We start from the raw sequence: 17683 nt of genomic DNA, 5'->3' as shown, positions 1-17683 counted from the left end.
CGGCTCAGCGTAGTCGGACCGCAATTTCGTTTTCTGTGATGTGGAGGAAGGTAATGAACCGCGAGTCAGTGGTCACTTCGTAGTCGAGTGTGCCACCGGAGTTGCCGGTGTCGACCCGAGTCGATTGGCTCCCCTTCCCCTTGCCCGGCCCTTCGTGGACGGTGAGTTCGAACTCCGGGCTCATCAGCGAGAAGTAGTGGTTGGTGAGGAAATCGAGTGACTCTTTGCTCACATCCTTCGTGTAGGTTGGGTCGTCCTCGCCTGCCTCGCAGAGGCCGTTGTCGTCGGTGTCACAGTCTGCGATGTGTCCGGTTGCCGTCGCAGAGGCATTCACATTGCGGCTCGTAATCTCGGGGCCGTAGTGCCACTTGTTGTCGCTCCCTTGGGTGTCAATGTCGCCGTAGGTGAGCGAGGTTGTGCTCGTGAAGTTCATCGTGAGCACTTCTGCCGTGCAATCGACGTTGAAGTTCGGGTCGGTTGCCGGGTCAATCGACATGTTTTGCCACTCGTGGTGGACCCCTGAGCTGGCGTTGTAGTAATAGATGCTCACGTCAAGATTGCCCGCACCCCCACCACACAGCGGCTTTTGTGAGCCGACGTGTAACTCATACTCGACGTCGGCCGTGTCTTCGGTGTAAAACGACCAGTGGAGCTGGTTGAAGTCGTTTTTCTCAGACGAGAGGTGAATTGTGAAGTTGTTGATTTTGTGATTCGAGGCCATCGCGGGCACTGAGACGGAGCCATCGCGTTCTGGCATCTGGAAGTCTTGGAGCGCATCGCCGGTCGATTCGAGTTGGAGGGTCACGATATTGTTGTCGTGGTCTGCGTACACCGTCCCCGTCGTGTGCGTGCGGAAATACTCCTCCCAGCCCTCCGAGTAGGGGCCTTTCACGGTGACGTTGATGGTGCCGTTTTTGAGCGGGTTCTGATAGTCGCTTTCCGTGCCGTTGTACGGTGCGCCGATTTCCGTTCCGTCTGCCGCCTGTGCGCGCGCGGTCGTGTTCGGGAAGATGGCGTGTCCGCTCTCGGCCTGGTCGATGGAGATGCTGGTCGCACCGGAGGCAGACCCAGACCCGAGAGTGCGAATCACCGGCAAGGTGAGTGTCGCATCCCGATAGTGGAACTCCGGTGGGGAGATCATGCGTGCGGGACCGCCACCGTCTCTGCGCCAGACGCCGCCGCCTTGGTAGGCAATCTCCGCGTCCCCATTGGTGAAGACGACCGCGCCGAGACTTCGGTTGTAAATCGTCTCTTCTGCTCCCGCCCCGTCGTAATCGTTGTGCGTAATCCGAATCCAACCGAGGTCTTCGCGCACCTCAAACTGCCCGTCGCCGTTCGGGAACTCGATTGTTTGTTGGTTCGACGAGCCAAGTGCGACCAGCGCGGCGCGCGAATCGAACAGCGTCATCGACTGCTCTGCGCGTTCGAGTTCTGATTGTTGGCGGGTGTCCTCGATAACGACTGCGCCTAAGGCAGCGACGGCGGTCGTCCCAAGTAACACTATAATGAGAAGAAGGACAGTGCCGATGGGCGCTGATTGTCCACGAGCGTCACGAGTGAGAGAGCGCGAGATGAATGCTCGCAGCCCGGATGGCCCAGTCATTAGTACAACCATAGTCTATCAGACAATAAAATAATCTGGTAATTGATTAAATAATAACATTTTGATGTGTCAGAATTATAACCAGCAAGAAGGCTATATCGTTCCCACGCGACAGTATCAGTAGCCGAGATGTACGACAAAATTCTGTTTCCAACTGATGGGAGTCTCGGGATGGCGAACGTACTCACCCAATGTCTCTATCAGGCGATACAAAGCGGCGCGACGGTGCACGTCGTCTACATCGTCGATGTACGGTCGTACATCATTCTCCCCGAGGAAACCCAACAACGCATCATCGACCTGCTCATCGAAGAGGGCCAACGCGCGCTGGCCACGGTCGAATCGCGCATCGAAGCGGAGGGCGAGGACGTTCCAACCATCTACGAACTGCTCCAAGGCGTCCCACACGAGGCGATTCTCGAATACGCAGACGAAGAGGATATCGACCTCATCGTGATGGGGACCCACGGGCGGACGGGGGAGCACAAGCGCATCCTTGGCAGTGTCGCAGAAGAAGTCGTCAGAAATGCAGACGCACCCGTCTTGACAGTGCGGATTCGAGAAGACGACGTAGAGCGGATGCGCGAGGAGCGTGCAAACGCAGAGGCGGCCGACGACACGGAAGAATCGCCGCGCTACATCGAGTGAGCAGCCGTTTTCCGCCCCGTCAACTCCGCCACGTCGAGGGCGTACATCGAGAACACGAGTTCGTCGCGTGGCGTGTCGAAGATATCGAGCAGCGGCAGGTCTGCTTGGCGAAGCGCGCGGACGACTTCGAGGTTCAATTCGTCGTCTGAAATCTCGCGCAGCGTTCCGGCCGCAATGACGCTGTTCCACTCCTCGTCTACGTTCTCGTACACGACAAGTCTCGCTGTCTGGGTGTGTTCGACGTAGCCGCGTTTTTCGCTCTCTTTGCCGTAGCCAAGGCGAAAGTAGAATCGAGTCGAACCGGGGTCGAAGCCGTAGGAAATTGGAATCGCGTAGGCATCTCCGTTCCTTGCAAGCGAAAGCACACCCGAGCCACCGTGGTCGAGCAGTTCGTGAATCTCGTCCGCTGTCATCCTCGCAGGGTGCGTGTTGTTCATGTCTAGACAGACGCGCTGACAGTCCAAAAAGCTAGGTTCAATTACAGGTCGCTCACTGTTGGTGGGTGAACAACAGCACGTCGTCGTCGTGCGTCGAGACACAGAGGTCGAGCAACCGACTCAGTTCGAGGCTGTTGTACTCGTCTTCGCAGACGACGAGGTCGTCGAACGGTTTGTCGCAGGCAGGACACGCGATGCGCACCGTGTTCCGGTAGGTCGTCACGCCACCGGCGGCTTCGTGGGGCGTCAGCGACTGAATGAGGTCGTCATAGGTGTCTGAATCCATCGCTAGAGTGCTCATCGCCCTCCGTGATAATTCTAGGTGCGACGGACGCGGTGTTTTCTGTTACCGGTCGGTTCGACTGACGCTCGTGACCATGCCCGTTGTATCTATCGTCGCCGTCAGTGTTTCGGCGTCTATCGTAATTGCAATCGTCACGCCGGAGTCGTCTGTAGTGATTTCCAGTTCGTCTGACCCAAACAATCGCCACGTTGGCGTTTCCTTTGGGCCGATTCCGCGGTCGTAGAGGAAGCCTTGGAGCGCAGGGTGGAAGAACACAGGCGACGACACCTCCGCAATGGCGATGTCACCACACCGTTCACACCGCCACTCGAATCGGGGTGGGTCGTTGGCAGCGTCAAGCGAACCCGAGAGCCGGCCAGCACAGTTCACACAAAATCCCGCAGTAATGTGGTAGAAGAGGACGCGAATCCAGCGGTCGAACGCTGCGGGAAGTTCGGCCCGGTCGTACTGACTGAGCGTCCCTGGTGGAAACGAGTACTGGTTGTGAAACTCGTCACAGGCGGTACAGGTGACGTGGGCATGTTCGTCATTGTAGGTAACGACAACCGAGCGAGTCCCACATTTTGGGCACGGGTCATCGAGTTCGATTGGGTCGAGCGTTGCGGTCGCCGTGTAGGTTCCGGCGATGAGCGCCCCGACGACCTGCATGCCCGCGATGGTGAGTTCATACCCCTCGTCCCCCTGTTTGATGAACGTGCCCGCGAGCTTCTGGAGGTGGTAGTTGAACTGCCCAGAGTCGCGCAGCCCGACTCTGTCGTAGAGTTCAGAGAACGGCAGTGGCCCGTCTGCGGCGGCAAGCACCCGAAGAATTTCGATGCGTGTATCGTTCGAGAGCAGTGCAAAGACGGCCTCTGCAGGCTGGGTTTCGACGGTGAGTCCCTCCTCGCTCATTGGCTACACCACGTTTCGCTGACGTGATGAACGTAGTGGATATCTCGGCCGAATGCAGTGTTACTGTTCAGTTGGTCTTGCGAATATTACTGGGCAAGGGCGCTGGATGAGCCGTCAGCTCAGGCTTCCAGGAGGAAGAATGAGTACGGCCAGTGCACCGATAATGGCGATAAACGCGAGAAGGAACACGACGCCGAACACGAGGCCGAGCACGACCGACTTTCGCGCGAGCGACCCGTTCATCCGGTGGAGCTTCCTGAGTCCCTGTACCTGCAACGAGAGGCCATAGAGGCCAACGACGAGGTTGATGGCGGGAATCCACGCGAACGTTAGCAGCAACACGGTTGGATACGCCATCGCCTCAACGGTCTTGTGAAAGCCGTGTGCGCCGAACACGGCCGCGGCAACGTGCGTCCCGAGCGCATGGCTGAGGAAGGCGAGATAGCCGAGCGCGGCAAACACGAGGATTCGAGCCGGTAGGCTTCGGAGGGTGTCCGTGAGCAATTCCACTTCGAACACGAGGCTCAACCCCCCAAACACAATCCCACCAATCAACGCTGATGCGGCAGCGTAAATCAGGGGGAATCGGTAGCTTCCGGACGGTTCGAGACCCGCATAGAACGTCTCCGGCGACCGGATTACAGATTGGGCGACCTTCACCCCTGCCATTCTCTGCTTCATGACAACCCGACTACGAATAGTCCGGTGTTAGTTATACGATAGATAGCAGACGTGTCACCAGTGTAACTCAAAGCTACTTACTTGGGTGAGATAAACGGCAGTTCGTCGCTGAATATTTCGCAACTCAACTCAAAACCGTACTACGTTAGTCCCGCTCAGCCTCGCGTTATTTTCTGAAACACTGTGCTACTCGGTTTTGCGAAGGTACTAATTTATCAGTTGATGGTCAGAAATGGTGTATAGAACTAGATGAGTTATAGTACAGACTGGTTTGCTTACTGTGCGAGTATGTGGTAGTTATTATCGCCACGTTTGTCAAGTTCTGTAATATCATAGCCGTACTCCTCTAGAAGTGTATAAATTTCGGAAATTTCGGCGGAGTGTGAGCCTGCAAGCGACACATCTGGGCTGTGTAACTCAATAATGAGTGTTGGTTTTGCACGTAGTAGGTTTGGCGCCGTCACGAGTGCTTTGTATTCCCACCCTTCAATATCCATCTTCACTACATCAGGTGTTGGATACTCATCAAGGAGTATCTCAGTTCCAACTGCTCCTGCAGTCGCAGTTACAGAAAGGTCGGATCGCTCCGCAGATTCCTCAATATGTCTAACGCGCTCTTCATCGATTTCAAACGCGTAAACGTCCGTGTCAAGGGTGCTAATTGCAAGTGCGAAATATCCCCACGCAGAACCAACATCAAACACGGTATCACCCGGAGAAATATGGTTGACTAGCAGGTCTAGTACTTCAGGTTCTAACTCCCCCCGCATCCGCTTCCGCTGGAATGCACCGTTTCCAGGTAGCCAAAGTTGAAATTCTTGTATTTTGGGATTGATTGGAGATATCTGATAGTAGCCTTCTGTCCGCAATCGTTTTGCAGTCCAAATATCGAGAATAGGACTGAAGAGATTCTCGTACAAGCGACGCTTCACCGACATTCTATTCATCGTTACAGAACGACTGCTAAAGAAGTCTTGTATTTTTTATAGTGATAAGGCCGGTGAAAAAGGCAATGCCTGATTTTTACCTTGCAAGAGTCGAAATATCCCAAAATATCAGAAGTAGTTGTTGGAAATACAACTAAATAATATTTAATATCCCTGGTGTATTTTGTTGAACAAGAACTTCACGTGGGCGACTTTACAAGAATCATACAAGATCTCAACAAACACTCACACCTCCTTACAGCCATATTAACCGCCAGTCTTGGCAGCTTTCTTGTCCTCTTGATTTGGTATCAAACACTGTTTCTTCCAATTAGAATACCACGCGATACTGGGGCCTTTCTCACAATCGCAAACGGCATCTTACAAGGATCCCTCCCATACGCTAATCTCGTTGATCACAAACCCCCAGGAATTTACTACACGATTGCTGCTGCGTTGGCTATTGAAAAATCAATTTATCCGGCTCGACTCCTCCTATATCTGACAAATGCTGCAACAGCAGTGCTTATTGTGCTGGTAGGCAGACGTCTTTCCTCACTCCACGCCGGATTACTTGCCGGTTCATTATATCTCGCTTGCCTAACCGCATATCAAGGTCTCTGGATACTCACCGAACAATTTGTTGCACTTTGGTCAATGGCAACACTCCTGACAGCCACCTACGCAGACCGTGGTCAGTCACGTATCTATTTCATTATTGGTCTAACCGCTGGGATTGCATGTGCATACAAACAAACCGCACTGTTAACTGTTATTGGAGTTCTCGGATATTTCGTTCTTTGTCAAGAAAAACGTCGAAATTTAGCATATATACTCCTCGGAATCTCTGTCCCGGGACTTCTCATCGCAATTTTTTTCTTAGCTCAAGATGCATTTGACGACTTGCTGTTTTGGACAGTTGTAGTGAATAAATCGTATTCAGGAAACTCTCTTCAGACAGCCTTTGAAATCATCCATTTACAAATTAACCCTGTTTCGCTAGTGTGGATCGGAGCTGTTGGTGGGCTCCTCGTAAGTTATTGGAAACGAGATGGGTTCGGGCGTTCGATCACTGGAATACTCTTCGTACTTTCACTCCTCCCTCTCCTCCTTCGACAGTATGGACATTATTTCATCCAGCCACTCCCATTCGCAGTTCTTCTTACAGCACTGTTCCTGGACGATATTGCACATTTTCTCAACCAAGTTACCAGCTATAAAGTCGCCACACCATGGACGAGAACCTGTGTTATTCTTATATTCTTGATTCTATTCACTCCAACTCTGATTGGGGTAACAAATGCTCACCACCAAGCTACTGGCTTCAGTCTAGATGACCAACAAGCAATTGCATCAGACATTAATAGATTATCTCATGGTAGCGAGAATTTACTCGTTGTGACTGCTGAGCCACAATATTACTTCCTGAGCGGTCGGCAACCATTGGGGGAAAATGTATACTACCTTCCAATAAATCGGAATAATTCATTTACGTCTGGAAGCGTAATCCAGGAGCTTGAGACGGAGCAACCCCCTGTGGTTGTTCTCCGAGGGTGTGATCGCTCTCCAAGAATTTGTGACGCTGTTATGAAGGAATACAAGCAGAAAGCGACGTATAATCGAGGAATCTCAATTTGGGTTAGAACTTAAAACTCGTTTGCAATGAAACGACACAAAAAATGTCAGGTCCTCTTCGATGATCGCTGTTTCTCACAACTCTCATAATATATTGTCCATATGACATCAAGGAGCAATTGACTTGCCGAAAGAGAACACGGTCTTTGGAGGTTCGAACTTCGAAGCGGCAGAGTCGCTTAGAGAAATGAACCCGGAGAAAGACGGTTCCCCTCACTTCGTTCGGAGACTGCGTCTTCCAGGGCTTCAAATCCCGGCTGCGTCGTATAGCTATCGACGGCGCAGCGACTCGCTACGCTCGTCGATTTTGCGCCGTCAGAAAACTATGGACTTGCCGGGATTTGAACCCGGGGCCTCTCCCATGCCAAGGGAGTGATCTACCCCTGATCTACAAGCCCGCGCCAGCAATATTCGCTTTCCGGTGGTTGTTCATAAACCCATCGAACCACCCTCGCGTGCCCGGAAAATCCGCATAGAAACCGTTTAGTGGCTCAGGAGGTGAACTACTCGTGGGAACAACACGGCCGCAAATCTGACATCGCCGTGCCATTGCACGGCTCAGGGATTGCGGTAGTGTCCGGCGCGTCCCGCGCCGAAACATCTAGAGCGGTCTGTGCGGTTCCTATCCTCAACTATGGCACGAATGCACACTCGACGCCGCGGCTCGTCCAAATCGGACCGACCCGTGGCTGACGAACCACCGGAGTGGAGCGACGTCGACGCAGACGCAGTCGAAGAACGCGTCGTCGAACTTGCAGAACAGGGTCACACCCCAGCCGTCATCGGACTCAAACTCCGTGACGAGGGCGTTCAGGGCACGCCTGTCCCGAACGTCAAGCTGGCGACGGGCAAGAAGGTCACCGAAATTCTCGACGAGAATGACGCAACCAGTGACCTCCCCGAAGACCTCCGTAACCTCATGGAGCGCGCCGTGCGCCTCCGTGACCACATGGAGGAGAACCCGAACGACCACCAGAACAAGCGCGCGCTCCAGAACACCGAATCGAAAGTACGCCGACTGGTCTCGTACTACCGCGGCAACAAGCTTGCGGCGGACTTCAAGTACGAGTACGAAGACGCCAAAGAGATTCTCGCGTAATCCATGTCCGCAACCGGTCGCACTGGACCAGACGCCCCCGACGCGAGTGAAATCGCTGCTCTCTGCCGCGACGCCGACTTTGTTCGGTTCGTCGCCCACGCAGACGGTGATGCGCTCGCCGCGACGGGCCTCATCGCCCGCGCGTTGAGCGATGCGGGCGTCCCATTCCAAGCGAGCGTCGCCCGCTCTGGGAACCTCGCGCGACCGGACAACACGGACGACGTCACCACACTCCTCGTCGGCGGGACTCACCCGTCGTACGACGGTGCCATCGCCGCCAGCACGGAGCCAGCAAGCGTTCTTGCAGAGGCCGCGGCCCGCGAACTCGCTGCAGATCCCGACCCGGTACTCGCCCTCGCGGGCGTCGTCGCCGCAGAGGGACATCCAAGCGAGTATGCGGAGGTCCTCGATCGCGCACAGTCGCGCGACCTCGTGACCCAGCGACCCGGCGTCGGAATTCCGACCGCCGACCTCGCAAACGGCCTCGCACACACGACGCTCGCTCACGCCTCGTTCTCCGGGAACGAAGGAGCCGTGACCGCGTCGCTTGCTGACCTTGAGTTACCTGTTGACCTCGACACGCGCGCACAGCGACGCCTCGCCTCGTTGCTCGCCCTCGAAACCGTCTCGGCTGACGGGGCGACGCCACGAGCCGCAGAGGCAGTCGAACGCGCGCTGCACCCCCACGCGACCGATGGCCCGTTTACCACGGTCGAGGGGTTCGCAGACGTCCTCGATGTGGTCGCCCGCGAAGCGCCCGGCACGGCGCTCGCGCTCGCTCTCGGACACGATGTGAAAACGCCCGCCTTGGACGCGTGGCGCGCCCACGCAAAACGGGCGCACACCGCACTTCGCGGGGCGACGACTGGCCGGTACGACGGCTTGTTCGTTGCACGCATCGAATCCGCAGAGGGTGAGCCGGCACCCGTCCGCACGACGGCCCGCCTGCTTCGGGACTTCCGCTCGCCGGAACCCGTGGCGCTGGTCGTCTCGGAAGGGAAAGCCGCCGCGTGCGCGACCGAAGAACAGGGACAGATTGGCGAACAGATGGCAACCGCCGCGACCGCCGTCTCCGGAACCGGCGGCGGCCGCGACAGACAGGGCTACGCCGAGTTCGAAGCCGACGTGTCGGCTTCGGAGTTCGTCACGGCGTTCCGGGAGGCACAATGAAGCGCGCTACCATCCGGACGACGCACGAGCACGCCGCACAGGTTGCGGCGGCGCTCGCGCCGGACAACACGCCAGAGATGCGCATGACGGTCACCGATGATACCATCGAGATGACCGTCGAGCGCGAGACAACCGGCGGCCTGCAGTCGACCGTTGACGACTACGTGGTGAACCTCACGGTGGCAGCACAGCTTACGAACAACCCGAAAACAGAATCCAACAATGAGTGAACGATCCGTTTCTCGACGAAAACAGCAGAAGCGTTGGTACAAGGTGCTCGCACCTGAGCAGTTCGACCGCGCAGAGCTCGGTCAGACGCCTGCTGACGAACCCGAGAAGGTCTACGACCGAACCATCGAAACGACGCTTGGCGAACTTACGAACGACGCCAGCAAGAACAACACCAAACTCACCTTCAAGGTGAACGACGTCGGCAGCGACGCCGCGTACACCGAGTTCGTCAAACACGAACTCACCCGTGACTACCTGCGCAGCCTCGTCCGCCGCGGTGCCTCGAAAATCGACGCGAACATCACGGCCATCACGAAAGATGGCTACCGCGTCGAGATTCAGCCACTCGCGCTCACGACCAAGCGCGCAGACCACAGTCAGGAACACGCAATCCGCAAGCAGATGATCACGATGGTCGAAGAGACCATCGAGGACCACACCTACGAGCAGATTGTCGACAGCATCGTAGACGGTCGCATCTCCTCTGCAATCTACGCAGAGGCGAAGACCATCTACCCACTGCGCCGCGTCGAAATCCAGAAGTTCACCCTCGAAGCCCACCCAGACGAGGTTGAGGCCGAGGAAGAAGCCTCTGTCAGCGTTGACGAAGACGACGTTGCAGAAGAAGTCGCAGCGGACGACGACGAAGAAACCGAAGAGTAAGCCGTACTCTTTCTTTTGTGGACTCGGCGTGCCGACAGTGTTACTCAGTGACGACGAACGTCGCAATCATGCCGCCGGGTTCGTGGGGGACACAGAAGTAGGTGTACTCGCCCGGCACTTCCGGGGTGTACTCGAAGGTTTCGCCCGGTGCAATCGAGCCGCCGAGGTCGCCCATCCACGCGTCGCGAGCTTCCTGCTCTGACTCGAAGGCGCCGGAGGCGAAGTAGGCTGCGCCCTCGGGAATGTCGGCATCGTAGGCCGTCACGGTGTGGGTCCGCCCACCGGTGTTCTTCCACACAATTGGCTCGCCCACGGGCACCTCGTAGGGGTCGTTCGGGTGCTCAAACCGGTTTGCTGACATACCGATGTCGAAGTCAGTGTTCTCGTCTGGCTGGCCCGAACTCGTACAGCCAGCCACAGAAAGGGTCAGTGCGGTTGCGGCGGTTGAGAGGAACGCACGCCGGTGCATACCAGAGGCTCACCGCCGGAACAATATATGCTCGCTGATTGGTCGTGTCCGAACATAAAGAGGTAAGGCCGAACCTCTCTACCGCCAGAGTATGCAGCCCCGTTTCGTCGGGCGGTTGGGTCTCGCAGACGTGGTCACGGTTTCCAACGCGGCGCTCGGCTTTCTCGCCGCGGCCGTGGCGATGGTAGACCCCGCACTCGCCGCGCGACTGATACTGCTCGCCGCCGTTGCCGACGGCTTAGACGGCGTTATCGCCCGCAAGATGGGCGGAACACCTGTCGGTGACTATCTCGACTCGCTCGCGGACGTGGCCTCCTTTGGCGTCGCACCCGCACTGTTCGTCGTGAGCGTCGCCAACGCCCAGTGGGGGCTCGTCCTCGGTGACCTCTCGCCACGAGGTATCGCCGCACTCGCCCTTCCCGCACTGTTCGTCGCCGCCGCGGTCATCCGCCTCGGCCTCTACACCGCCTACGACGTGGCTAAAAACACCACCGAAGGCGTCCAATCGACGCTTGCCGGGACGATTCTCGCAGTCGTGTATCTCGCGGGCTTCCAGCACGCGACGCTGCTCGTCGCGCTCGCGGGGCTGTTCGCCTACCTGATGGTGACGACGATTCAGTATCCGGAACTGTACGCCCGTGACGCGATTGCGATGGGTGTGATTCAGGCACTCGCCATTCTTGCCCCCCTCACACTCGACCGCATTTTCCCGAAAGCCCTGTTGGTGGCCGCGGTGGCCTACCTCGTGTTGGCCCCGCGCTTTTACTGGCGATAAGCCCGAAGGGAAACGCTCTTAGGTTGACCTGCCGGAAGTTCACGTATATGAGCAACGGGGACGAGGAACCAGAGACCCCCGCGGAGGACGCACCCGCCGTAACACCCGAGTCGTTCGAGGAACGCCTCACCGAGGCCGAAGAATCCCTCGACGCGGCCGAAACCGAGTCGGACTTAGACGACGTCGAGGCGACGCTCGACGCCATCGAAGCCGACCTCGAAGCCGCAGACCTCCCAGAACCGGAGGACGACGAGGACGACCCCCGCGAGGAACTGGAATCGACACTGAGCGACCTGCGCGACGCGCTCGAAGACGCTCGCGGCCCGTACGCAGAAGACGTCGTGAGCGACATCGAAGAGGCAAAGACCAAAATCGAAGACGGCGAGTGGACCGAGCAAGGTGAAGACGAAGTCGTCGAAGCCACCGAGTCCTACGCCGACGCGATGGGCGAGATTCTCGACGCCTCCTTTAGCGTCAAAAGCCCCTCGCACTTCGACGTGCTCAGCACGCTCGACGACATCGCGGAAGCCGTTTCGAGCGCTGGCCTCGACGCAGATGAGGACGCAGAGACCATCGCCGCGCTCGTCGAAGCGACCGAGGCGTTCAAACAGGACTTAGCGGACGCCCAAGAGTGGGACGACCTCACCGTCGTCGAAAAGCTCGATGCACAGGGCTTCTACGACGTTCTCACGCCGAAAAACCGCAAAGACTACCCGCCGGAACTCACCGCGGTCCGCATCTACGAGCAGGGGAACAACCCGGAGATGATTCTCCTCGCGCTCGACATGCTCGAATCGAACTTCATGCAGGAACGGTGCATCGAGGCGCTAAAGCGCCTGGGCTCGCCGGAGGCCTACGAGGCCATGCTCGGCCCGGCCCAGAAGCGCAAGAAGCCACAGATTGAGGTGCTCGGGAAGATTGGCAACCCAGACGCCCTCGACACGCTGCTCGAGTACGTCGAAGCCGACAACGACCCGCAGCTCCAGAAGGTCACGATGAAGGCGCTTGGCGAGATTGGCGACGAAGAAGCCACCCAGGTCATCGCCAACAACCTCGTCGCTGAGAACGAAGGCGTCCGCAGTCAGGCCGCCCGCGCGCTCGGCCTGCTCGGAGACACTCGTGCCGTCTCCCCGCTCGGCGACGTGCTCGACGACGACGAATCGGACAACGTCCGCGCGAGTGCCGCGTGGGCGCTCAACCAGATTGGAACGGAAGCCGCCTTAGAGGAAGTCGCCCGCTACAACGAAGACAAGTCCTACATCGTGCAGGTCGAAGCCGAGAAGGCGGACGACGCGCTCGCAGTCCAGAGCGAACCCGCGGCCTAACCAGCCGAACCTTTTTGAACGAAGCCGGGGCCACTCCGGGGCGTGTTCGCCCGCGTGGTTCTCGTATTCGTACTCGTTCTCACAGCCGTCCCAGCCACGGCTGTGGCGAGTAGCGACTCGCCCAGCTTCGTCGCGGTCTACCCGAATCCAGTCGCCGACGACGATGCAGGCGAGTTCGTCGTCATCTCATTTCCCGACCATATCTCCGGCAACTGGACGCTCGCTGACGGCGAAGACACCGTTTCGCTGCCCACCGAGAACCTACACGGAACCGTCGCCCTGACGGCGCATCCCGACCGCGCCTCGAATCTCACCGACCATCGAATTTTCGCGCTCCCTCGCGCGCTCGAACTCGCAAACGGCGGCGAGACGCTCACGCTACGAAAAAACGGAAACCGCGTCGCACAGGTGAGCTACCAAAACGCTCCAGAGAGCGAACGCTGGGTGCGAACCGAACGTGGCTGGACGTGGGAACCGCTCGGAGCAACCGATTTCTCGCCCGTCTCCGTGCAGAACACCGCCGTCACGACGTTCGTGCTGCCGGACGCGCCGAACACCACACTCGACTCCATCCACACAGCAAACCACAGAATTCTCCTCGCGGGGTACACCTTCTCGTCGCCCCGAATCACCGACGCGCTCATCGCCGCGAAACAGCGCGGCGTCACGGTTCGCGTGTTGCTCGACCGCGAACCCGTGGGCGGGATAACGGTCAACCAACGCGACGAACTCGACCGACTCGTCGGTGCAGGTATTCCAGTAAAACTCATCGGCGGCAACCGCGCCCGCTACTCCTTTCACCACGCGAAGTACGCCTTCGTCGATTCGCAGGCGCTCGTTCTCACCGAAAACTGGAAACCGGCGGGCGTTGGTGGCAACGCGAGTCGCGGCTGGGGCGTCGAAGTCAGAAATGCCACGCTCGCAGCGGCGCTTGCAGACACGTTCGCTGCGGACAGTGGGTGGCGGGCCACCACGCCGTGGTCAGCGGTTCGAGACAGCCGCGAGTTCGTCACCGCGCCGCGGGCAAACGGCTCGTACCCCTCTCAGTTTTCACCCGCTGACATGCACGCAGAGCGCGTCGAACTGCTCGTCACGCCTGACAACGCAGAACCGCAATTGGTCGCCCACATCGACAACGCGACGGACTCGCTTCTGGTAGAGCAGGTCACCATCGGGAGTCGTGACCACGCGCTGCTCCGCGCCGCGGTTCGCGCCGCAGAACGCGGTGTCGAGGTTCGTATCCTGCTAAGCTGTGCGTGGTACGTCCATGAGGAGAACCGCGAACTTGTGCGGTGGCTCAACCAGCGCGCCACCAGAGATGGGCTGTCGCTCGAAGCACGGGTCGCAGAACCGCGCGGACGCTTCGAGAAGATTCACGCGAAAGACGTCGTCATCGACGGCGACACCGTCGTCCTCGGAAGTTTGAACTGGAACGACCACGCGCTGCGCGAGAATCGAGAGGTCGTCGTTGTCCTCCACGGAAGCGACGTTGGCGCGTATTACTCGGACGTATTCGACGCAGACTGGCGCGGCGGTTCGTGGCGACTCTCGGGTGGTATGGTTGCAGCGGTTACCCTGTCGGCACTCGGCGCGGGAGCAGCGGGGAGAAAAATCCGCTTCGAGGCTTAGTCGTGGGTAGCGACGGTGCTGCGGAGTTCTTCGTCGATTTCCGCGGCTGCCATCTTCTCGACGAGCGCGTCGAGCACTTCTTCGCGCATGCCTTTGACGAACTTGATCGAACCGACGACGAGGTGGCCGCCACCGCTGACGCCGCCGCCTTTGACCTCCGTTTGGAGTTCTTGGACCATGTTCGGGATGTCGAGACGGACACCGTCAGAGCGGAGCACGGAGAAGTCGGGCCCGTAGCCGATGGTGATGACCGACTCGCCCGTCTCTTTGACCTTGCGGTCGTGGATTTCGCCCGTGGTCTTCCCGGGTGCCGGGTAGGTAAAGCGGTGGGCGTGGCGCTCTAAGTCGATGCGGTAGAGGTGGGCATCGTTGTCGAGCACTTCGTGTTCGACGTGTGGCATCACCGAGTCGAGTTGCTTCTCTACGTCGCGCTCTGCGCGCGAGGAGAGGAACGAGACGAGTTTCCGGTGGCGCTCTTCGTCGTCGCAATCGACGTTGAGGATGTCGTTGATGAGGTCACGACCGTCGTTGTACTTGAGCCAGTAAGCCTCGTAGTCGAGGGCTTCACCGATGTCCCAGAGGTCTTCCTCGGAGTAGCCTTCTGCCTCGGCGAGGGCGATGTACTGGTCCATCACCTCGGCTTTCGAGCGGTCGGTGAGACCGGCGACAGCAGGAACGTGATTGAGTTCGTCTTTGATGCCCGGGTAAATCATCCGGGCGAGTTCGACACACATCATGCCCGTCGTGATGCGGTAGTCCTCGTCGTGCATGTATGGGTTGACGTGCTCCTCGACGAGCGGTTCGACCGCTTCAGGGTCGGGGTGGTGGTGGTCAACGACGACGATTGGGATGTCGTAGTGGGCGAGGTTCTGGTAGGCCGGGATGTCCTCCTCGGTGCTGCCGTTGTCGAGCATGAGCAGGAGGGGGAGCTTCTGACCGTGGCGCGCGCGGTCTTCGAGCGAGAAGTTCAGGTCGCGCACGACGTCTTCCATCTCGTAGAACGGCGCCTTGCTCGGCAGACGCTTGAGCAGGTGGCGGGCGGCCGATGGGTCTTGGTGGGTTTCCTCGATGAACCGTTCGATGGCCAACTGGACGGGCACGCTTGCGCACATGCCGTCGCCGTCTGCGTGGTGGCGCATCTTGATGGGGCGGCCTTCGAGCACCGTCCGGCGGAGCAGCGACGCCACGCGCTTTAAGTCGGGGCGAAGCTTCTCGAATGCGGGCCAGTCGATGAGCGGTTCGACGTCTTCGACCTGCGAGCGCTCGTCGAGCGCGGCGTCGAGACGGGCGGTGACCTCCGCTGCTTCCTCGCCGTCGAGGTGGTCGATGTTGGAGGCTTCAACCTGCACGGCGTCGTCGCGCGAGTCGACGACACCCGTGACGCGAACGACGTCGCCGACTTCGATGTCGGGATAGGCGCGAACGCCGGCTTCCTCGAACGCGGCACACGGCACGACGGCCGTCTCGTCGCGAACCTGGAAGATAGTTGGGCCGCCGGTCTGTTTGATTTGGACGACTTCGCCTTCTAAATGAACCGTGTCGGTCGAAGACGGCGAGAGCGAGTCAGCGTCAGAAATCTCGTAGTCGTGGGCGACGGTGACCGTTTCGTACTCTGGAAGGTCGCCAACGGTGAAACTCAGGTCGCCGTTCTCACGGATTTCGGTGAGGTAGACGACGAGTTCGTCGCCGACCTGGTACGTTGCGTTGAGCTGTGATTCGTGGACGAGGCCGGACACGTCGTCTGAAATATCGACGAAGATGCCGTAATCGACGACCCCGTTTACGGTTGCGTGGTAGTACTCCTCGGCGGTGACGTCTGAAAGCGTACATTCCGCGGCGAGGTCATAGACAACAACCCGGTCAGAAGAACCTGTTCCGGCAGAATCGCCGGCGTCGGGTGGTGATGACATTCTTATTTTCCGTTTGGCTTTGCTCCGTTTAACGCTTTGCAAACGGTCTCTCTCGCACGCGGGGCTAGGCGAGTGGGCTACTACACTGAATCGTACACCGCTGTCGCAAGCGCGTCGCGGTGACCTTCGTTCGGCCCGCCGGCGATTGTGAGGAGTTTTGCGTCCCTGAGATACCGTTCTACGTGACACTCTGTGGTGTAGCCGAGGCCGCCGTGCAGCTGCATCGCTTCGTTCGCGTTTTCGACGGCGGTTTCGGTGGCGTGGATTTTCGCCATGTGCATCGCGCCGTTGAGTGGGTCGCCGCGGTCGGCGCGGGCTGCCGCGCGAAGCGTCAACAGGCGGGCAGTGTCCACGCGGGTGGCCATCTCACCGACGCGCCAGCGGAGTCCTTGGAAGTCGCTGAGCGGGCCGCCAAACTGCTCGCGGCCGCTCGTGTAGGCGACCGTCTTTTCGAGGGCGGCGCGGGCGATTCCAACCCCACGAGCAGGGACGTTGACGCCGGTGTTGACCGTCTTTCGCTGGATGTAGGCCATGCCAACGTCACCAACCCGGCGGCTGTCGGGGACGCGAACCGCGTCGAGCGTGACCTTCGGGGAAGGGACGCTTCGCGCGCCGAGGGTGTCCCAGACGGTTTCGACCTCAAACTCGTCAGTCGGAATCAGGAAGGCACTGATGTTTTCGGGAGCCGCCTCTTCGGGGCCGGTTTTCGCGTAGGTGAGCACGTAGTCGGCTTCGAAGAAGTTCGTCACCCACTGTTTGTGCCCGGAGATGACCCACTCGTCGCCGTCTCGTGTCGCCTCCGTCTCCATCGCCAGTTTGTCGCTTCCGGCGTTCGCTTCGCTGAGGCCGAGCGCGCAGACCGTCTCGAAGCGTGCCATCTTGGGCAGGAGGTCGTCTTTGAGCGCATCGCTCCCGAAGCGTTCGATGACTGTGGCTACCCCGAGGTGGAGGGCAAGCGCGCTCGCAACGGGCATCATCGCCGCGGCGAGTTCTTCGACCACGAGACAGAGTTCGACGAGTCCCTCGCCTCGACCGCCGTACTGCTCTGGGAGCGTCAGGCCAGTCAGTCGTTGGTCACCAAGCGCAGCGAGAATGTCGGCGGGATACTCATCCCGTTGGTCTAACTCACGAGCACGCGGTTCGATTTCCTCTGTGGCGAACGCGCGGACGGTGTCGCGGAGCGAACGTTGGTCTGCAGTGAGTCGAAAGTCCATGTGTGGTACTTTCGCACACGACCCGATAGGTGTACGGCACTCGGCAACGGCCTGCGCACCCCTTCCGGAACGC

18 protein-coding genes and 1 tRNA gene are annotated in these 17683 nt (G+C 58.8%); 9 read left to right on the top strand and 10 right to left on the bottom strand.

Features of this window, described 5'->3' with window-relative positions:
• Nucleotides 1-4 precede the first annotated feature (4 nt).
• A complete protein-coding gene (locus V5N13_RS14715; RefSeq protein WP_442905082.1) occupies nucleotides 5-1603 on the bottom strand; it encodes a DUF7289 family protein in 1599 nt (532 codons plus the stop codon).
• Nucleotides 1604-1732: 129 nt separating this feature from the next.
• On the opposite strand from V5N13_RS14715, the gene V5N13_RS14710 reads away from it, so the two are divergent.
• On the top strand, nucleotides 1733-2251 hold the full coding sequence (locus tag V5N13_RS14710; RefSeq protein WP_336361359.1) for a universal stress protein: 519 nt from the start codon (nucleotides 1733-1735) through the stop codon (nucleotides 2249-2251).
• Here the strand turns inward: V5N13_RS14710 and V5N13_RS14705 are convergent.
• The 5 genes from V5N13_RS14705 to V5N13_RS14685 all read right to left on the bottom strand — a co-directional run bounded on the left by V5N13_RS14705 (nucleotide 2239) and on the right by V5N13_RS14685 (nucleotide 5484).
• On the bottom strand, nucleotides 2239-2688 hold the full coding sequence (locus V5N13_RS14705; RefSeq protein ID WP_336361358.1) for a pyridoxamine 5'-phosphate oxidase family protein: 450 nt from the start codon (nucleotides 2686-2688) through the stop codon (nucleotides 2239-2241). The genes V5N13_RS14710 and V5N13_RS14705 overlap by 13 nt on opposite strands.
• Nucleotides 2689-2740: 52 nt before the next feature.
• A complete protein-coding gene (locus V5N13_RS14700) occupies nucleotides 2741-2974 on the bottom strand; it encodes a DUF7385 family protein (RefSeq protein WP_336361357.1) in 234 nt (77 codons plus the stop codon).
• Between the two features lie 60 nt (nucleotides 2975-3034).
• Nucleotides 3035-3883 carry a DUF7351 domain-containing protein gene (locus V5N13_RS14695; RefSeq protein ID WP_336361356.1) on the bottom strand — a complete coding sequence of 283 codons (849 nt, stop codon included), beginning with the start codon at nucleotides 3881-3883 and terminating at the stop codon, nucleotides 3035-3037.
• Between the two features lie 114 nt (nucleotides 3884-3997).
• Complete coding sequence (locus tag V5N13_RS14690) at nucleotides 3998-4564, bottom strand: hypothetical protein (RefSeq protein ID WP_336361355.1); 567 nt, start codon at nucleotides 4562-4564, stop codon at nucleotides 3998-4000.
• Nucleotides 4565-4839: 275 nt separating this feature from the next.
• Entirely contained in the window at nucleotides 4840-5484 is a 645-nt protein-coding gene (locus V5N13_RS14685; protein WP_336361354.1) for an FkbM family methyltransferase, read from the bottom strand.
• A gap of 183 nt (nucleotides 5485-5667) precedes the next feature.
• Between V5N13_RS14685 and V5N13_RS14680 the strand changes: the two genes are divergently transcribed.
• Nucleotides 5668-7140, top strand: a complete 1473-nt coding sequence (locus V5N13_RS14680) for an ArnT family glycosyltransferase (protein ID WP_336361353.1) — start codon at nucleotides 5668-5670, stop codon at nucleotides 7138-7140.
• Between the two features lie 311 nt (nucleotides 7141-7451).
• On the opposite strand, the gene V5N13_RS14675 is transcribed toward V5N13_RS14680, so the two are convergent.
• Nucleotides 7452-7523: transfer RNA gene (locus tag V5N13_RS14675), tRNA-Ala, on the bottom strand.
• 236 nt (nucleotides 7524-7759) lie between these two features.
• On the opposite strand from V5N13_RS14675, the gene V5N13_RS14670 reads away from it, so the two are divergent.
• From V5N13_RS14670 to V5N13_RS14655, 4 genes are read left to right on the top strand one after another with little or no spacing between them, the layout of a single operon-like run.
• Entirely contained in the window at nucleotides 7760-8224 is a 465-nt protein-coding gene (locus V5N13_RS14670; protein ID WP_336361352.1) for a 30S ribosomal protein S15, read from the top strand.
• A gap of 3 nt (nucleotides 8225-8227) precedes the next feature.
• On the top strand, nucleotides 8228-9394 hold the full coding sequence (locus V5N13_RS14665; RefSeq protein ID WP_336361351.1) for an exonuclease RecJ: 1167 nt from the start codon (nucleotides 8228-8230) through the stop codon (nucleotides 9392-9394).
• Nucleotides 9391-9624 (top strand): KEOPS complex subunit Pcc1, encoded by a 234-nt coding sequence (locus V5N13_RS14660; RefSeq protein WP_332898673.1) that lies wholly within the window; start codon nucleotides 9391-9393, stop codon nucleotides 9622-9624. Before V5N13_RS14665 ends, V5N13_RS14660 begins: the two co-directional genes overlap by 4 nt.
• The gene (locus tag V5N13_RS14655) at nucleotides 9617-10288 is read left to right on the top strand and encodes a 30S ribosomal protein S3ae (RefSeq protein ID WP_336361350.1); all 672 of its coding nucleotides are present in this window, start codon (nucleotides 9617-9619) and stop codon (nucleotides 10286-10288) included. The genes V5N13_RS14660 and V5N13_RS14655 overlap by 8 nt, the downstream gene beginning before the upstream one ends.
• Nucleotides 10289-10328: 40 nt before the next feature.
• On the opposite strand, the gene V5N13_RS14650 is transcribed toward V5N13_RS14655, so the two are convergent.
• Complete coding sequence (locus V5N13_RS14650) at nucleotides 10329-10757, bottom strand: cupredoxin domain-containing protein (protein ID WP_336361349.1); 429 nt, start codon at nucleotides 10755-10757, stop codon at nucleotides 10329-10331.
• A 91-nt stretch (nucleotides 10758-10848) separates the two neighbouring features.
• Here V5N13_RS14650 and V5N13_RS14645 point away from each other — a divergent pair, with 91 nt between their 5' ends.
• Genes V5N13_RS14645 through V5N13_RS14635 form a run of 3 tightly spaced genes read left to right on the top strand, consistent with a single transcriptional unit; the run spans nucleotide 10849 to nucleotide 14486 of the window.
• Entirely contained in the window at nucleotides 10849-11532 is a 684-nt protein-coding gene (locus V5N13_RS14645; protein ID WP_336361348.1) for a protein sorting system archaetidylserine synthase, read from the top strand.
• Between the two features lie 47 nt (nucleotides 11533-11579).
• Nucleotides 11580-12857, top strand: a complete 1278-nt coding sequence (locus V5N13_RS14640; RefSeq protein ID WP_336361347.1) for a HEAT repeat domain-containing protein — start codon at nucleotides 11580-11582, stop codon at nucleotides 12855-12857.
• Nucleotides 12858-12899: 42 nt separating this feature from the next.
• Nucleotides 12900-14486, top strand: a complete 1587-nt coding sequence (locus tag V5N13_RS14635; protein WP_336361346.1) for a phospholipase D-like domain-containing protein — start codon at nucleotides 12900-12902, stop codon at nucleotides 14484-14486.
• Here V5N13_RS14635 and V5N13_RS14630 read toward each other — a convergent pair.
• Together V5N13_RS14630 and V5N13_RS14625 are read right to left on the bottom strand one after the other, a co-directional pair.
• Nucleotides 14483-16396 (bottom strand): DHH family phosphoesterase, encoded by a 1914-nt coding sequence (locus tag V5N13_RS14630; RefSeq protein ID WP_332898667.1) that lies wholly within the window; start codon nucleotides 16394-16396, stop codon nucleotides 14483-14485. The two genes, V5N13_RS14635 and V5N13_RS14630, sit on opposite strands and share 4 nt — an antisense overlap.
• Before the next feature lie 80 nt (nucleotides 16397-16476).
• Nucleotides 16477-17610 (bottom strand): acyl-CoA dehydrogenase family protein, encoded by a 1134-nt coding sequence (locus V5N13_RS14625; RefSeq protein ID WP_336361345.1) that lies wholly within the window; start codon nucleotides 17608-17610, stop codon nucleotides 16477-16479.
• Between the last annotated feature and the right edge of the window lie 73 nt (nucleotides 17611-17683).

Source organism: Haladaptatus sp. ZSTT2 (assembly GCF_037081775.1).
Lineage (GTDB): Archaea > Halobacteriota > Halobacteria > Halobacteriales > Halococcaceae > QDMS2.
The sequence above is the reverse complement of the archived record's forward strand: the minus strand, read 5'-3'. Positions and strand labels throughout refer to the sequence as shown.